This is a genomic window from Lysobacter fragariae, assembly GCF_054779775.1.
The window spans coordinates 272,519-286,590 of record NZ_BAAGXP010000006.1; the positions used below are offsets into that span (position 1 = coordinate 272,519).

The window sequence follows — 14,072 nt, forward strand, 5'->3', positions numbered from 1 at the left end:
CTCTCGTCGCGGCCCGCGCATTGGCGTTGTCGCGTTTCAAGCCGCAGCAGCAGCTACGGAATGATGGGCGGCTCGTCGTCGATGATGAAGCCCCGCGCGTTCCCCAGAGGGATGGCGCCGACGACACCCGACAGGACCACGTCGAAGCTTTCTCCGATGGGTTCGTGGACGAGATCACCGACGATGACGACATCGAATGTTGCCGATGTCGCGCCCACTGGAATGGCGATATCGACGCTCTTGGCGACGTAATCGATGCCGGGTGTTGCCTGGAGCACACCACCTAAGTTTGCTGTCGCCACATGTGCGCCCGCGTTGTTTCCCGATGCCCGGGAAAGCTGGAGCGTGAAGCGCATCGGGTGCGTGCCGCTATTGCCTTCGGTGGACCTGGCGTCGTCGATCCACACGGTGTTCGCGTCGTCGTTGAGCAGAGTGACGAAGCCGGTGCCGTGCACCATGCGCGCCCCGCTTGCTGCGTAAACCACCGCGGCGAAGACTTCATTGGCTTCGGCCATGCCGTCGCCGTAGACGGTGACTGGCGCCACCGTGCGCAATCGCCCAGGCGCGATCAAAAGTCCAGGCAGATTCGCGGCGGCATAGTCGGAACCCGTGCTGGCGCACGATACGCATTCCCCTTTGTCGTAGATGTCGAGGCCCGCAAGCACGGGGAGGACCGACCGGTGCGACAGGCGCAGTGGTAGCGGCACCTGTCGGCTGCCGACGTTGCCCTCGGCGAACGCGGTGCTTGCGGCGATGGACAACAGGGGGGCTGTAGGTTGTGCCTCGAAGGGCAGGATGGCCCAGTCGAGGTTGGTGACTGGCGCGATGGATCGGCGGGACGCCGGCAAGCCGGCTGGCCAGATCGTGCCTGCGCCGGTGTAGAAGTTGCGCCACAGCACATCATCGTGACCGTCGCCGTCGAAATCGCCGGTGGCGGCGATCTGCCAGGTCGGATCGCCAACGCCCGTCGTGGCGACAGCCATCGCCGCGTTGCCGTTCCACCAGATCACGTCGCCGCCAGTGTCGAGGTTGTGCCAGAACACATCGCTGCTGCCATTGCCGTCAAAGTCGCCAACCGCGGCCACCTGCCAGCTGGCGGAAGCAACGGTGGCTTCCCTGCGCTGCAAAGGTGCGCTTGCCGATCGCCATATGACATTCGCCCCAGTGGCGGTGTTGCGCCAGAACACGTCGGATTTGCCGTCGCCGTCGAAGTCGCCGATCCCGGCGACAACCCAGTCCAGGTTGGCAACGGACGAAATGCCCTGCTGGCTCGAAGCGAGCGCCGACTTCCAGATCGCGTTCGCGCCGGTGACGAGGTTCCGCCAGAGCACGTCGGCCCCGCCATCGCCGTCGAAGTCGCCGATGCCCGCGACCTGCCATTGCAGGTTGGGGACGCTGGCCACGCCCCTTGGCATGGCGGCATTGCCAGAGCGCCAGATCGCGTTGGCGCCCGTGCCGTCGTTGCGCCAGAACAGGTCCGAGTGGCCATCGGCGTCGAAGTCGCCTTCGCCTACGACGCTCCAGTGCAGGTCGGCGACGCCCACTGTCGCGTGCGATTGCGTTGCGTCCGCGGACTGCCAGGTCGAGTTGCTTCCGGTGCTGGCGTTGCGCCAGAACAGATCTGAGTGACCATCGCCGTCGAAGTCACTGCCACCGGCTGCCACCGAAGGCACGGCGAGCAGTACGAAAAGCGTGGAAAGCGCCGCGTGCAAGCCGCACCTCCTCAAGCGAGCGCCTGCGGGCGCTCGATTCAGGTGGCGCCCCCGGCGCCGCGGAGTCAATCACTCATTTGGGGGAAGGCTGCAGGCCACCAAAGAATTGAGCAGCCCGTAGGGCGCAAGGAAATTGCGCCGCATGAAATTCCAGGGACCGGAAGAGCACCAAAGTAGTGATGGGATGGCTTCGCATCGTTTTCCTTGGAATCGGGCTCATTTGTTCCCAATCACCGGCTCCTGCAAGAGCGCGACGTCCACTGGTCGGCTCGCATCCGATTGATCAGCCCTCTGTCCAGGGTGATGGAGCATCGCGTGACAAGAGTGCTTTCCTTTCCGGCGAAAAACCCGGAGATCTGGCGAGTCTTTGCAACGAACGTGAAATCCACCGAGCCCGCGCGGTCTTGCAACGCCTGTTCGAGCAATTGAACGAAGCGTTCTCTTGGCAGGTAGTCCACCCATTGCTTCTCCGGGGGTGAACGCTCGCGTGCGGCGAAATACGCGTCATGCGTGACAAGTTGCATCCCGGGCACGACGAATGGGGCCGCATCCCTGGCGTCGAGCAGGACCGCATGCTTGGCTCCTTCGCGGGTTTCTTCTGCGAAGCGTCCCCGCTCTTCGGCCCATTGCACGAATCTGTTCTCGCCAAGGGACATCACCACCGACTCGCTGAGCACGAGTGCGTTGTAGCGCTCGGTTCCATCATTGGTGTAGACCATTCGAGCACCAATTCGGATGGCCTCGTTGTCGGTAACCAGGTACAGGCGCTGCGCAGGCTGCACGGTGACGACCGCGCCCTGCCAGTAGCCCCATGCCTGGAGCATCAGGGTCGAGACCGAAAGCACGACTGCCAACAAGGCGGAGACGTTCAACTTCCAATCAAGCGTGAAGAAGCCAAGCCGCGTCTCACCCGAGGCAGGCCGCTTCATTCGCCGTGAGCTCGCTGGCGCAGACATCCCTGCCTCCGTTCGCTAGTGCTTCGGCGTCGGTGGCGGAGGGCCGGTGTCTGGCGTGTCGGGAATGGCTTCGTCGGGCGAGTCCACGCTGTCTTCCATCCCTCGATCCGGGGGAGGGGCTGCCGCTTCCCCCGCTGCCGCTGCTGCATCGGCCGCAGCGGCATCGGTGGCCGCGGCATCTACGGCGGCAGTGGCGGCATCTGCGGCGCTGGCGGCAGCATCGGTACTGGTTGTGTCCGCGGTGGCGGCAGCGCTGCCCGGCGCGGTTGCGGCCGGTTCGGTAGGGGCGGGGGTTGCTTCCTCGGCCTCGCTGCATCCGAGCAAGAGCAATGCGAGTAAGAGAGCTGGGGCTGCCCGCTTCATGGCGTCCTCCTGACTAACTGCCCTGTCAGTACCAACCAACGCGGTTGGGCCAAGGCGTCGGCCGGGATCGGGCGATCACCCATTCGGGTGGACGCACCGTTGCCGTCGGACATTTGCCCGATGCAGGCAGCTATCGCCGCGCCAGATCGATCTGCACCACGTCCGATTCCTCGCGCAACTGGTCGAAGACGATCTCGCGGCCGTCCGCGGATACGTCGAAGTTGTCGATCGGGAAACCGGAATCGAAATCGGTGAGTTGGCGCTCCTTGCCGGTGTCAAGATCCACCAGCCAGAAGTTGCGATTGCGTGCGTCGCCCTTGAGTACCACCAGGCCGTTGCTGCCCGACAGGAAGACCAGCCGGCGGGCGCCACGCGGCAAGACGACATCAGGTAGCGAGCGGGGACGCCCATCTGCCGACATGGCCCTGACGGGAAACTGCGGTCCTATCTCGGCGCCGTTGTAGACCAGGAAACGTCCATCGGGCGACCAGGTTGCGTCGCGCGAATAGTCGGCGGTGATGGGAACGATGGGCGCTCCATCCAGTGGTACCTGGAACAGTCGCGTGTCCTGTCCCTGTTCGGCCGCGATCAGGATCGCGTCGCCGTTCGGCGACCAGACCGGAGCGCCTTCCACTTCGAGGTCGGGTGCGAGGGTGTGCAGGCCGCTACCGTCGGCGTTCATCACCTGCAGCCGCGTCTTTCCGTCCCGTGCCGCGGAGAAGGCGATGCGCTGGCTGGTGCGGTCGATGGCCGGGCCTGCGACGAGTCGGCTTCCCTTGCCGTTCCACAGTTCGGTCACGGCGTTGTCGCGCGCAGCCAACCGGCGCATGCCACTGCCATCGCCCGAAACGAAGAGGAGATAGTCGGGGCCCAGGCGCGGCATCCGTCCGCCGGAAGCCGGCAGCGGGATGCGCTTGGCGTCGGTCTCGTTCGCCACGCGCTCCATCACGGGGATTCGCCACACGCTTGTCCGCGGTGTGGTTCGCGTGGCGACCAGACGACGCCCGTTCGAACTGGCGGCCAGCGAGGTGTACTGCTCCAGTCCCAGGGCAATGCGGTGGGGGATGCGGCTGCGCATGTCCAGGCCGTATAACCACGGGCCCGAACCATCTTCCGCCGTGGCGAGGTAGAGCAGCGTCGTCGCATCGAGGAACACCGGGTACGAGACGCGCGAGTCGTGGAAGGTGATGCGTTCGGGCTTGCCGCCGTCGACCGCGATCCGCCACAGATCCATCTTGTCCGGCGGATGTCCCTGGACGAAATAGATGGAGCGTCCATCCGGCGACCAGATCGGGAAGTGGCAGTGCACGCCGTAAGACGCGACATGGATCTGCCGCTGCGCCGTGCCGTCGATGCCTGCCACGAACAGCGGGTCGCCGGGCGCGGCCGGGTGGTACACCAGTCGCTTGCCGTCGGGTGACCAGGCGACCTCCGAAGCGTTTTCGACGACGTAGGGGTGCGGTTGCCCGCCGGCCGCGTCCACCACCCAGGTGTGGATCAACTCCTTGCCGTTGGGATCCAGGATGCGGGTCCACGTTGTGACCTGCGAAGCGTCGGGAGTGAAGCCCAAAGTGCGCGCGGGGTTGTCGATCTCGGGGACGCGGCCCTGGGTGAGGTTGCGGAACCGGCCTGTGCCGGCCTGGCTGATCCATGCATCGACCCGGCCGTCGAGGCGGGCAAGGTAAGCAATCAGGCTGCCATCGCGCGACATCGCGACGCCGGGCACTACGCCTTCGGAGTCGGTGACGCGGGTGAAGCGCGCGTTGGCGAGCGGGTCTTGCCAAGCGTCGCCGTCGCGCCGGAGGAAGGCGGCGCCGGCAACGATCGCGGCAAGGACAACGGCCACGCCTGCGGTGAGGAGCCAATAGCCCCGCGTACGTGGGTGGATCGCCTCCGGCGCCGCGTCGCGTACGGGTGCGTCGACGGGATCCACGTGCGTGACTTCCCGGACGGCGTCTGGCGATGGCGCGGTCACCTGTCCGCAGTTCAGCCGGTATCCGCGCTTGGGCAGCGTCTCGACCATGGCGGCATGGCGCTCGTCGCCCCCGGCCTGCCGCAGGTGGCGCCGCAACTGATAGATGCAGCGCGACACCACGTCGTCGCCGACCACCACGCCGGGCCAGACCTTCTCCAGCAACTCCTGGCGAGTGACGACATGGCCGGCCTGCTGCGCCAGGACAAGCAGCACCTGCATGACCTTGGGATCGAGCTGTTCGCGGCCGGCGGGGCCGGACACTTCGCCGGCCGCCGGGTCCACCTCGAAATCACCCAGGCGATGGCTCTGCATGCATGCACTCGATGGGGTTTGCTGCCGTCGGAGGCCGATATCAGCAGAATATCAACATTCGATCATGGGCTTGGATGCCGCCGTTCCGCAGCCTGTTGCACGGGAAACCCCGGCCAACAGGAGAAAGCGAAATGGGCCAGACCAGGACACATCCGGGCAAGAGGCGCCGCAATACCACGGTCACCGCCGCCTTCCTCGCCACCAGCCTTGCGGCGTTGTCCGCACAGGCCGCCACGCCGCGGATCATCGGCACCGGCACGATGGCGTACTCGGACCTGATCGGCGGCCCCGCCGTCGTGACCATGCGCACGCTGACCATCGCCCCCGGCGAAGTGCTTGGTTGGCACCAGCACCCCGGCGCAGGCGTCTACACGATCGTGATTTCAGGAACACTCACCATCGAGGATGGTTGCGGCGGTGAACAGACCTACACGCAGGGACAGGCATTCCACGAGCCGGCGGGCCGCGCCCACCGCGGGAAGAACCTGACGACCGCCAATGTCGTCACCGCCCAGACCTTCCTGGTGCCGCCGGGCACACCGACTTCCCATCCGCACGCGGAGCGGGAGTGCGGCAACCCGAAGTCGTAGGAGGCCCCATGGTCTTCAACTCGCTGACGTTCGTGGTGTTCTTCGCCTGCGTGCTGGCGCTGCACCACTCACCGCTGGGCTGGACGACGAAGAAAGGCAACCTGCTTGTCGCCAGCTACCTTTTCTACGCGGCATGGAATCCACCGTTCGTCGTGCTGCTATGGATCTCCACCGTGGTCGACTGGTGGGCCGCGCGGAAACTGGTCGATGCAACGAGCCCCCATGCGCGGCGGGCATGGATGCTGCTGTCGATCGTGGTCAACCTCGGCATGCTGGGCTACTTCAAGTACGGCGGGTTCGCGATGGAGAACTTCGCCGCGCTGATGCACTCCCTCGGCGTGGCGTACCAGCCGCCCAAGCTGGACATCGTGTTGCCGGTAGGCATTTCGTTCTACACGTTCGCCACGTTGTCCTACACGCTCGACATCTACCTGCGGCGGGCGAAGCCGGCAACCCGCTTCCTCGATTACGCATTGTTCGTGACGTTCTTCCCGCACCTCGTTGCCGGGCCGATCATGCGCCCGACGGAACTGGTGCCGCAGTTTGAATCGCCGCGTCGCGTGGACGCCCAGCAGCTGTGCTTCGGCCTGGCGCTGATGACATTGGGACTGTTCCAGAAGGTCGTCCTGGCTGATGGCTTCCTCGCCCCGGCCGTGGAAGCGGTCTACGACGCGCAAGGCAAGGCGCCTGGTGTGTTGGATGCGTGGGTCGGCACGCTCGCATTCAGCGGGCAGATCTTCTGCGACTTCGCTGGTTATTCAACGACCGCCATCGGTGCCGCGATGTGCCTGGGCTTCGCGATGCCGGACAACTTCCGTTTTCCGTACGCGGCGGTGGGCTTTTCGGATTTCTGGCGACGCTGGCACATCACGCTTTCCGCGTGGCTGCGCGACTATTTGTATATCCCGCTCGGCGGGAGCCGGCAGGGTCCGGCGCGCACGTACTTCGCGCTCATGGCGACGATGCTGCTGGGCGGTTTGTGGCACGGCGCGAGCTGGACATTCGTCGCATGGGGCGGGTTGCATGGCCTGTATCTGGCGGCGGAACGCTGGCTGCGTGGACGCTTCGCCGGCTACCGACCGGGACCGGTGGCGTTCTTTGGTCTTGGGTTGCTCACCTACGGGCTGGTGAACGTCACCTGGGTGTTCTTCCGTGCGAAGACCTTCGCCGCGGCGTGGATCGTGCTGCGTGGCATGTTCGGTTTGAACGCGAATGCGGTGCCGATGCTGAACTACATGCACATCGTCATGGTGCTGGTCATCGTCACCGGCGTTGTCGCAGCACACTGGCTGATGCGGACGCACACGCTGGAACAGATGCTGGCTCGCCAGCATCCGGTGCCGCTGGCGGCGACATTGGGTGCGATGGCGTTTGCAATCGTGGCGGTACAGGGAGCGGGCAATGCCTTCATCTACTTTCAGTTTTAGCGTTGCCGGTTCAAGAGTTGCCGGTTTAGGCGCTGCGAGTTCTGGCGCTGCCAGTTCTGGCCTGGCCATGGCGGCCGAGGGCATCGCGCTTCCGGAACGATTCGAGCGGCCGGGGTTCGCCCGCCTGTCTGCAGCGGATCGACCCGGCGTAGCGCAACCCGTGCCGGAGCGCGACATCCCGCCGCGTCCATGGAGCGGGATACTGCTTGCGGCGCTGTGTGTCTTCGTCCTGCTGATGCTGGCATGGGAGGCGAACTGGCGTGCGTATGGGGCCACGCCCGGTTACCGCAACAGCGACGGATCGTGGGCGGTGCAGCGCCGACGCATCGACGAAGGTGAAGGCGGCAAGACCGTGCTGATCGGTTCTTCTCGAGTACTGTCGGACGTGAACCTGGATGAATGGCAAGCCATTACGGGCGAGCGGCCCATCCAGCTGGCGCTGGAGGGCACATCGCCCATGCCGATGCTGGAGGACCTGGCGGATGATCCCAATTTCACCGGCCGACTGTTGATTGGCGTGACGCCCAACCTGTTCTTCAGCGGACAGGGCAGTCGCAGCGAGTTGCCGGAGTATTACCACCACCAGGGACCGTCGCAGCGCAGCGGTCACTGGCTCTCGAAGCGGTTCATCGAACCGTATTTCGCGTTCTACGACCCGGACTTCTCACTGGTGAACGTGGTCAAGCGCCTGGATTGGCCGAAGCGCCCCGGACTGCGCGAGAACGCTTCCATGCCCAAGCTCTTCGTCCAGGACGAGGACCGCAATACCTCGCTGTGGAGCAAGATAGACACCGACCTGGCGTACCGACAGGGCATCCTGCGTAGACGACATCAGCGCTTCGTGGCGCCGCCACCGCCGAAGATGGACACCGCGGAAAAGAAGCGTCACGTCATCGACGAACAAATCGGTCGCGCCGTAAGGGCCGTGGCTTCGCTCCGGCAGCGGGGTGTGCGCGTGGTGTTTCTCCGGCCGCCCAGCAGCGGAGAGTTCCTCGTCTACGAACGCGCGTGGATGCCTCGCGAAGAGACCTGGGATCGGCTACTCGCGCGCACCGGCGCGGAGGGAATCCACTTCGAGGACCATTCCGAACTGCAGGGATACGCGATACCGGACTGGTCGCATCTGTCGGCATCCGAAACCCGACGCTTTACCGCAGCATTGGCACCCTTGGCAAAGCGCCGGTTCGAGCAGGAACACGGGGGCACAACCAACCCGGTCGCAGCGGGTCGCTAAGGCGGCGAAGCAGACTCCAACAGCTGCTACCACATGGCCAAACCGAGCTCACGGAACCAAGCAGCCATCCGGTTGGAAGGCATGAATGTCTGCCCGTGGCCGGCTGCGGGCATCGAGCGAAGCGACGGCTCCCGACCGGAAGCTGACATCCCTTCCGGTCGGGAGACTATCCTTGGCTGCCGCCAAGGAGACTTTGTCATGACGAAGCACTTCCTCCCGCTATCGCTACTGTTCGCGATCACGCTGACGCCGATTCCGCAGGCCCGGGCCGCCGACAACGGCATCGCTGTCGACCAGTCGCAGTATGCGAACCGCGTGACACTGCCCGATTTCACCGGTGCCGACTGTCCCGACATGCCGCGCGGGCTGGATCAGGTGAAGGGCAATCTCTATCGACACACCAGCGGCGCTGGCCTGGCCGTGCACAGCGGCCTTGTGCTCATCACCAGGGAAGGCGCCCTGGTGATCGACCCCGCGGCGACCTGCACGGCCGGCTGGTTGCGCGACGAAATCCGCAAGCGCTTCAACGCGGCGGTGAAGTACGTCGTCTATACGCATGGCCATGCCGACCACATCAGCGGTGGCCAGGTGTTCCAGCAGGATGGCGCGATCGTGGTCGCCAACCAGCGCGCGGTCGAACCGATCGTCGGCGAGAAGATCCCCACGGCCGTGCCGGATCGCGTGTTCGACACCGACATGGAGATCGAACTCGGCGGCGAAACGGTGCTGCTGCATCGGGTTGCCCCCAGCCATTCGGACAGCATGATCATGGTGCTGTTCCCGAAGTACAAAGCGTTGCAGTGCACCGACGTGTGCGAAAGCAAGTCGATGCCGTACAACGACTTTCTCGACTTCTACTACCCCGGCTGGATCGAGACACTCGACTGGGTGGTCAGGCAGGACGTGGACTTCATCGATGTCGGCCACTACTCGCCCGCGACCAAGCCCGATGAAGTCGCCTTGCGCGCCTACATGGTCGACCTGCACCAGCAGGTGCTGGACCTGGTGCGCTCGGGGCAGTCGTGGGACCAGCTCTATCGCAACGTGAAGTTCAGCGACGAAACGAAGAAGTGGATCGGCTTCGACACGATGAAGACGCTGAACATCATGGGCATGTACCGCTGGGTCTCGAACCATCGACGCGGCGAGTGGTGATTGCCGACGTTTCGGACTTGGTTCCTGCGCCATCCGGCGACCGCTTCCGGGTGTTAGCAAGACGTTCGGCCCTGCGACTGTTCAGTGAGCGGGCGCCGGATCGAATCGCTATCGATCCAAGGCGGGCAGTCGCGCGCCGTTCAACCGGGACCTCCGCATCCTGGCGCCCCGCATGAGCCCTGCCGCTGGATCGGTGGGCACGGCACACTGCCGAACGAACAAAACACGCAGCAGTCGCCCGGTTTCGGGCTGAGGGTTTCCCCACATGCAGCGCAGGTGTGGAAGAAAAGGCAGGCCTCGGTCGGCATGGTTTCCAGGCTCTTGTGGCCGCAATGTGGGCAGGTCAGGTGGCTTTGCAATTGCAGGGCTGTCATTCGGATATCCAGTGGAAGGAGGGCGGGTGGCCGCCCTCCCGTTGCCTCATTGCAACGCCGGCAGCACGAACGCAAACACGGCGCCCAGTGTGGTGCACGCCGTGGCGACGGACCACAACGCCACGCTGACATGCCGCAACCGCGTGCATGCCCGGGCCAGCGCGGGATCGGCCGGGCACGGCAAGGTACGCGCGCGCCACAACATCGCCCCCGACAGCACCAGCAGCGCGAAGGCCAGCCCGAACACGGCCAGCTTGTGCTCCGACAACCACACCAGTTGCGGTACCGCCGTCACCAGTCCGGCCAACGCTGCACCCGCGCCCAATGCCACCATCACCGCGGGCAGCACGCAGCACACCAGCGTGCCGCCGCTGGCGAGCAGGGTCAGCAACGCCACGCCCAGGTTGCGGCGCAGCGGCACCTGCGCATCGATCGCGTCAGTCATCGCGCTTCACCCGCTGGCGGAGTTCGTCTAGCGAGTGTTCGGTGCGATGGATCGCGACCACGGTGTAGCCGGAGTCCTTGAGCGCCTTGCGCAGGGCCTCGTCGTCGATGTCGGCGCCGTCCTTGAGCTTCACCGCGACGAGGCGGTGTTCGAGGCTGACGAAGACGCCTTCGGTGGCGGGCAGGGCCTTCAGCGTTTTCTCGATGCCCTGGGCGCAGAACCCGCAGACGAGGCCGTTGACGTCCATCTCGACGGTCTTCGCCATCGCGGATGAGGAAGCGCCCAACAGCAGTGCGGCTAATAGAAACTTGAATCGGTTCATGGGAGGAGTCCTGATCAGAAATTGAACATGGCCATGGCCTGGAGCTTGCCGTCGGTGGTGGCGCCGACCTCGATCCAGGTGCCGCGCTTGAAGAAGCGGACCAGGAGTGCGGTTTCGGTGCCATCGAACAGGTCGCCGGAATAGCGACGGCCCTGCACGACGAACCAAGTGGCCAGCGTGTCGTAGTCGTGCTTGTACGGCGCCCAGCCCAGCTGCAGGGTGTCGATGCGATGCGAGTAGCGATCGCTTTCCTGCAGGTCGGAGCGGAATGCGCCGTACACGCGACGGGTCTCGTAATCGGCCTGGACGCCGACGTTGCGCGCGAGCGTGCTGCCGTCGAAATCATTGCCGGTGGCGCGCCCGAGGCCGCCCCAGGCGAAGACATTGGCTTGCGCGCCGGGCAGGTTCCAGCGCTTCACCAGCAGGTTGCCGCGCAGGTAGGTGACGTGACGCTGCTTGCTGCCGTCTTCGCTGCTGAGGTCGAGCCAGCCGCCGCCCACCGAGTACCAATAGCGCGGTGCGTAGAACAGCTGCACCTCGTTCATGGTTCCGGCGCCGTATTCGGCCATGACCGTCGTGCCTTTCGCGAACGCGATCGGCTTTGCCGTTGCCAGCACGGGCAACAGGCCGAGCAGCGTCATCGCTGCCCAGCGCAGGGGGAATTGCATGGGTGTTCTCCGTGATCGCCGCATACGGCGGCGTGCGGACGCAGGGCGTCCGGATCGTCGTTACGGAGAGGTCACGCGATCGGAGGTCGAAGCGGCGTATCGATCAGTCGTGACGGCGGCGCCGGCGCATTCCACGGCACCTGGATCGTCGCTGCGGGAATGCCCATGACCATTTGCGGCAACTGCGGCAGGCATGCCGTGCCCAGGCAGGCAGAGAGGTCGCAGGAGGCCGGCGTGCAGCAGTCGCAGGGCATGTCGTGCGCGGTCGTGGTCGTGCCCATGTCATCGCATGGCATGTCCGCCATGGCGGCGGCCATCTGCGCGGCTGCAGCACTTTGCAGCGTGTCGGTCGCCGCTTCCACGGGCGCCGCCAGCGTCGTCGTGATCATGGAGATGATCACAAGCCAGTGCAGGGCGACGCGGGTCAGCAGGCGCAACGACATGGGGTAATTCTAGCGCTGCCTGGCAGCAGGCCGCGTGCCAGCCATCGGCTACTGAATCCGGTCAAGGGATGCGCGAGCGGCTGCTCCTGGCACCCCGGAGCCGGCATTGAGGAGGCCGCGAGCACTTTCCCGAGCCTGCCCAGTCACGGTCGGGTCGACCGTTAAGATGGGCAAATCCCTTCCTTGGCCGTCTTCTCTTGGACGCAGCTGTCGACCATCGTGAGGCGAAGCTCCTGCTGCTGGGGCGAGGCATTCGCGCGTTCGTCGACGGCTTTGTTGCGGTAGTGCTCCCGGCCTATCTGCTGGCTCTGGGACTAGGCACGGTACAGGTGGGCTTGCTGAGCACGGCGACGTTGCTTGGCTCGGCGCTGATGACGTTGCTGGTAAGCAGATGGGGCCATCGACTGCATGGCGCCCACCTGCTGCGCATGGCGGCCATCGTGATGGCACTGACAGGATTGTCGTTCGCCTTGTTCTCGGACTTCTGGCCATTGATCGTCGTGGCATTCGTCGGCACGTTGAACCCGAGTTCTGGCGATGTGAGCGTGTTCCTGCCACTGGAGCATGCGCGCCTGGCCCATGCCGCGGAAGGACACGAGCGAACGCGGCTGTTTGCCCGCTATAGCCTGACCGGTGCCATTTGCGCCGCGTTGGGAGCGCTCGCCGCGGCAGCGCCGGAGCAGCTGGCGGGAGTGGGAGTCGGCGCGCTGCCTGCGATGCGCAGCATGTTCGGGGTCTATGCCTTTGCCGGCTTCGTCATCTGGTTGTTCTATCGGAAATTACCGGGCCCCGACCAGGCGCCCAATCCTCCTGTCGTTGGACTGGGCAAGTCGCGTCCGCTCGTCGTGAAGCTCGCGATGCTGTTCTCCGTCGATGCTTTTGCCGGCGGTTTGCTTGTTCAGTCCCTGCTCGCGTTGTGGCTCTTCAAGCGCTTCGATCTTTCACTGACTGCAGCGGGAAGCTTTTTCTTCTGGGCCGGCCTGATGACGGCCCTCTCACAACTGGCCGCACCATGGATCGCCAAGCGGATCGGGTTGCTCAACACGATGGTGTTCACGCACATCCCATCCAGCCTGGCGCTCATCGCGGCGGCACTTGCACCCAATCTCGAACTCGCGCTGGGCTTGCTGCTATTGCGCGCACTCCTGTCGCAGATGGACGTTCCGACCCGGTCGGCCTATGTCATGTCCGTGGTGTCTGCACAAGAGCGAACGGCCGCTGCCGGATACACGCTGGTGCCGCGCAGTCTCGCCGCGGCCGTGAGTCCCGCCTTGAGTGGCGCAATGCTTGCCGCAGGGTATTTGGCTGCACCCTTGCTGGTATGCGGGGTTCTCAAGATTGCCTACGACTTGACGTTGTTGGCGGTGTTTCAGCGCGTCAAGCTGGTTGAGTGATTCGTTGGATGGCGAGATTCTGGAACTCAGCCCTTCCGCGCCGCCTCGATCACGGCGATATCGATCTTCCGCATCTCCATCATCGCGTCGAACGCGCGCTTGGCCGCCGCGCGGTCGGGGCCGGTGAACGCCTCGGTCAGTACGCGTGGCGTGATCTGCCACGACAGGCCCCATTTGTCCTTGCACCAGCCGCAGGCGCTTTCCTGGCCGCCGTTGTCGACGATCGCGTTCCAATAGCGGTCCGTTTCGGCCTGGTCGTCGGTCGCTACCTGGAAGGAGAACGCTTCGCTGTGCTTGAACCCCGGCCCGCCGTTGAGGCCCAGGCAGGGGATGCCCAGCACGGTGAACTCGACGGTCAGCACATCACCCTGTTTGCCCGAGGGAAAGTCGCCCGGTGCGCGATGGATCGCGCCCACCGCGCTGTCCGGGAACGTCTTGGCGTAGAACGTCGCGGCATCGAGCGCCGTGCCGTCGTACCAGAGGCAGATCGTGTTCTTGCTGATCATTTCGCTTCTCCTGCGGGCGGGGCGGTGCATGCGTGCAACGGGCGTTGGCGCATTACGCCATTTCCATAGCATGGGGGATGTGCATGCACGGGCAAAAAGCAGGGGGGTAGGGAACACTTCGCCACGTACCCGCAAGCATTGGCGTGTTCAAACGAAAATGCGCTCCCTTGTCGGCATGGATGCTAGGGTCCGCGCT

14 protein-coding genes are annotated in these 14,072 nt (G+C 64.9%); 5 read left to right on the forward strand and 9 right to left on the reverse strand.

Annotation, left to right across the window (positions count from 1 at the left end):
- Positions 1–53 precede the first annotated feature (53 nt).
- From ACYVD7_RS07275 to ACYVD7_RS07285, 3 genes are all read right to left on the reverse strand, one after another.
- Positions 54–1,403 carry an FG-GAP repeat domain-containing protein gene (locus tag ACYVD7_RS07275; RefSeq protein WP_460760993.1) on the reverse strand — a complete coding sequence of 450 codons (1,350 nt, stop codon included), beginning with the start codon at positions 1,401–1,403 and terminating at the stop codon, positions 54–56.
- Positions 1,404–1,942: 539 nt separating this feature from the next.
- Positions 1,943–2,641: a hypothetical protein gene (locus ACYVD7_RS07280; RefSeq protein WP_460760996.1), complete on the reverse strand. Its 699-nt coding sequence runs from the start codon at positions 2,639–2,641 to the stop codon at positions 1,943–1,945.
- 520 nt (positions 2,642–3,161) lie between these two features.
- Positions 3,162–5,318: a winged helix-turn-helix domain-containing protein gene (locus tag ACYVD7_RS07285; protein WP_460760999.1), complete on the reverse strand. Its 2,157-nt coding sequence runs from the start codon at positions 5,316–5,318 to the stop codon at positions 3,162–3,164.
- Positions 5,319–5,449: 131 nt separating this feature from the next.
- On the opposite strand from ACYVD7_RS07285, the gene ACYVD7_RS07290 reads away from it, so the two are divergent.
- The 4 genes from ACYVD7_RS07290 (at position 5,450) to ACYVD7_RS07305 (ending at position 9,724) form a co-directional block, all read left to right on the forward strand.
- On the forward strand, positions 5,450–5,908 hold the full coding sequence (locus ACYVD7_RS07290) for a cupin domain-containing protein (protein ID WP_460761001.1): 459 nt from the start codon (positions 5,450–5,452) through the stop codon (positions 5,906–5,908).
- Between the two features lie 8 nt (positions 5,909–5,916).
- The gene (locus ACYVD7_RS07295) at positions 5,917–7,335 is read left to right on the forward strand and encodes an MBOAT family O-acyltransferase (RefSeq protein ID WP_460761004.1); all 1,419 of its coding nucleotides are present in this window, start codon (positions 5,917–5,919) and stop codon (positions 7,333–7,335) included.
- A gap of 67 nt (positions 7,336–7,402) precedes the next feature.
- Positions 7,403–8,569 carry a hypothetical protein gene (locus ACYVD7_RS07300; RefSeq protein ID WP_460761006.1) on the forward strand — a complete coding sequence of 389 codons (1,167 nt, stop codon included), beginning with the start codon at positions 7,403–7,405 and terminating at the stop codon, positions 8,567–8,569.
- Positions 8,570–8,767: 198 nt separating this feature from the next.
- Entirely contained in the window at positions 8,768–9,724 is a 957-nt protein-coding gene (locus ACYVD7_RS07305; RefSeq protein WP_460761009.1) for an MBL fold metallo-hydrolase, read from the forward strand.
- Between the two features lie 140 nt (positions 9,725–9,864).
- Here ACYVD7_RS07305 and ACYVD7_RS07310 read toward each other — a convergent pair whose 3' ends face one another.
- From ACYVD7_RS07310 to ACYVD7_RS07330, 5 genes are all read right to left on the reverse strand, one after another.
- The gene (locus ACYVD7_RS07310; RefSeq protein ID WP_460761011.1) at positions 9,865–10,098 is read right to left on the reverse strand and encodes a GDCCVxC domain-containing (seleno)protein; all 234 of its coding nucleotides are present in this window, start codon (positions 10,096–10,098) and stop codon (positions 9,865–9,867) included.
- A gap of 46 nt (positions 10,099–10,144) precedes the next feature.
- The gene (locus ACYVD7_RS07315; RefSeq protein WP_460761014.1) at positions 10,145–10,543 is read right to left on the reverse strand and encodes a hypothetical protein; all 399 of its coding nucleotides are present in this window, start codon (positions 10,541–10,543) and stop codon (positions 10,145–10,147) included.
- Positions 10,536–10,865 carry a heavy-metal-associated domain-containing protein gene (locus tag ACYVD7_RS07320; RefSeq protein ID WP_460761016.1) on the reverse strand — a complete coding sequence of 110 codons (330 nt, stop codon included), beginning with the start codon at positions 10,863–10,865 and terminating at the stop codon, positions 10,536–10,538. The genes ACYVD7_RS07315 and ACYVD7_RS07320 overlap by 8 nt, the downstream gene beginning before the upstream one ends.
- A 14-nt stretch (positions 10,866–10,879) precedes the next feature.
- Positions 10,880–11,533, reverse strand: coding sequence for a hypothetical protein (locus ACYVD7_RS07325; RefSeq protein WP_460761019.1), 654 nt, complete (start codon positions 11,531–11,533; stop codon positions 10,880–10,882).
- Between the two features lie 71 nt (positions 11,534–11,604).
- Positions 11,605–11,970 carry a hypothetical protein gene (locus ACYVD7_RS07330; RefSeq protein WP_460761021.1) on the reverse strand — a complete coding sequence of 122 codons (366 nt, stop codon included), beginning with the start codon at positions 11,968–11,970 and terminating at the stop codon, positions 11,605–11,607.
- Between the two features lie 203 nt (positions 11,971–12,173).
- On the opposite strand from ACYVD7_RS07330, the gene ACYVD7_RS07335 reads away from it, so the two are divergent.
- Complete coding sequence (locus tag ACYVD7_RS07335) at positions 12,174–13,370, forward strand: MFS transporter (RefSeq protein WP_460761024.1); 1,197 nt, start codon at positions 12,174–12,176, stop codon at positions 13,368–13,370.
- Positions 13,371–13,396: 26 nt separating this feature from the next.
- Here ACYVD7_RS07335 and ACYVD7_RS07340 read toward each other — a convergent pair whose 3' ends face one another.
- A complete protein-coding gene (locus ACYVD7_RS07340) occupies positions 13,397–13,876 on the reverse strand; it encodes a VOC family protein (RefSeq protein ID WP_460761027.1) in 480 nt (159 codons plus the stop codon).
- Positions 13,877–14,072: the final 196 nt, after the last annotated feature.

Coding starts and splice junctions, on each gene's coding strand:
- ACYVD7_RS07280 (WP_460760996.1), bottom strand. CDS start 2,641: ATGAAGCGGCCTGCCTCGGGTGAGACGCGGCTTGGCTTCTTCACGCTT.
- ACYVD7_RS07285 (WP_460760999.1), bottom strand. CDS start 5,318: ATGCAGAGCCATCGCCTGGGTGATTTCGAGGTGGACCCGGCGGCCGGC.
- ACYVD7_RS07290 (WP_460761001.1), top strand. CDS start 5,450: ATGGGCCAGACCAGGACACATCCGGGCAAGAGGCGCCGCAATACCACG.
- ACYVD7_RS07295 (WP_460761004.1), top strand. CDS start 5,917: ATGGTCTTCAACTCGCTGACGTTCGTGGTGTTCTTCGCCTGCGTGCTG.
- ACYVD7_RS07300 (WP_460761006.1), top strand. CDS start 7,403: ATGGCGGCCGAGGGCATCGCGCTTCCGGAACGATTCGAGCGGCCGGGG.
- ACYVD7_RS07305 (WP_460761009.1), top strand. CDS start 8,768: ATGACGAAGCACTTCCTCCCGCTATCGCTACTGTTCGCGATCACGCTG.
- ACYVD7_RS07310 (WP_460761011.1), bottom strand. CDS start 10,098: ATGACAGCCCTGCAATTGCAAAGCCACCTGACCTGCCCACATTGCGGC.
- ACYVD7_RS07315 (WP_460761014.1), bottom strand. CDS start 10,543: ATGACTGACGCGATCGATGCGCAGGTGCCGCTGCGCCGCAACCTGGGC.
- ACYVD7_RS07320 (WP_460761016.1), bottom strand. CDS start 10,865: ATGAACCGATTCAAGTTTCTATTAGCCGCACTGCTGTTGGGCGCTTCC.
- ACYVD7_RS07325 (WP_460761019.1), bottom strand. CDS start 11,533: ATGCAATTCCCCCTGCGCTGGGCAGCGATGACGCTGCTCGGCCTGTTG.
- ACYVD7_RS07340 (WP_460761027.1), bottom strand. CDS start 13,876: ATGATCAGCAAGAACACGATCTGCCTCTGGTACGACGGCACGGCGCTC.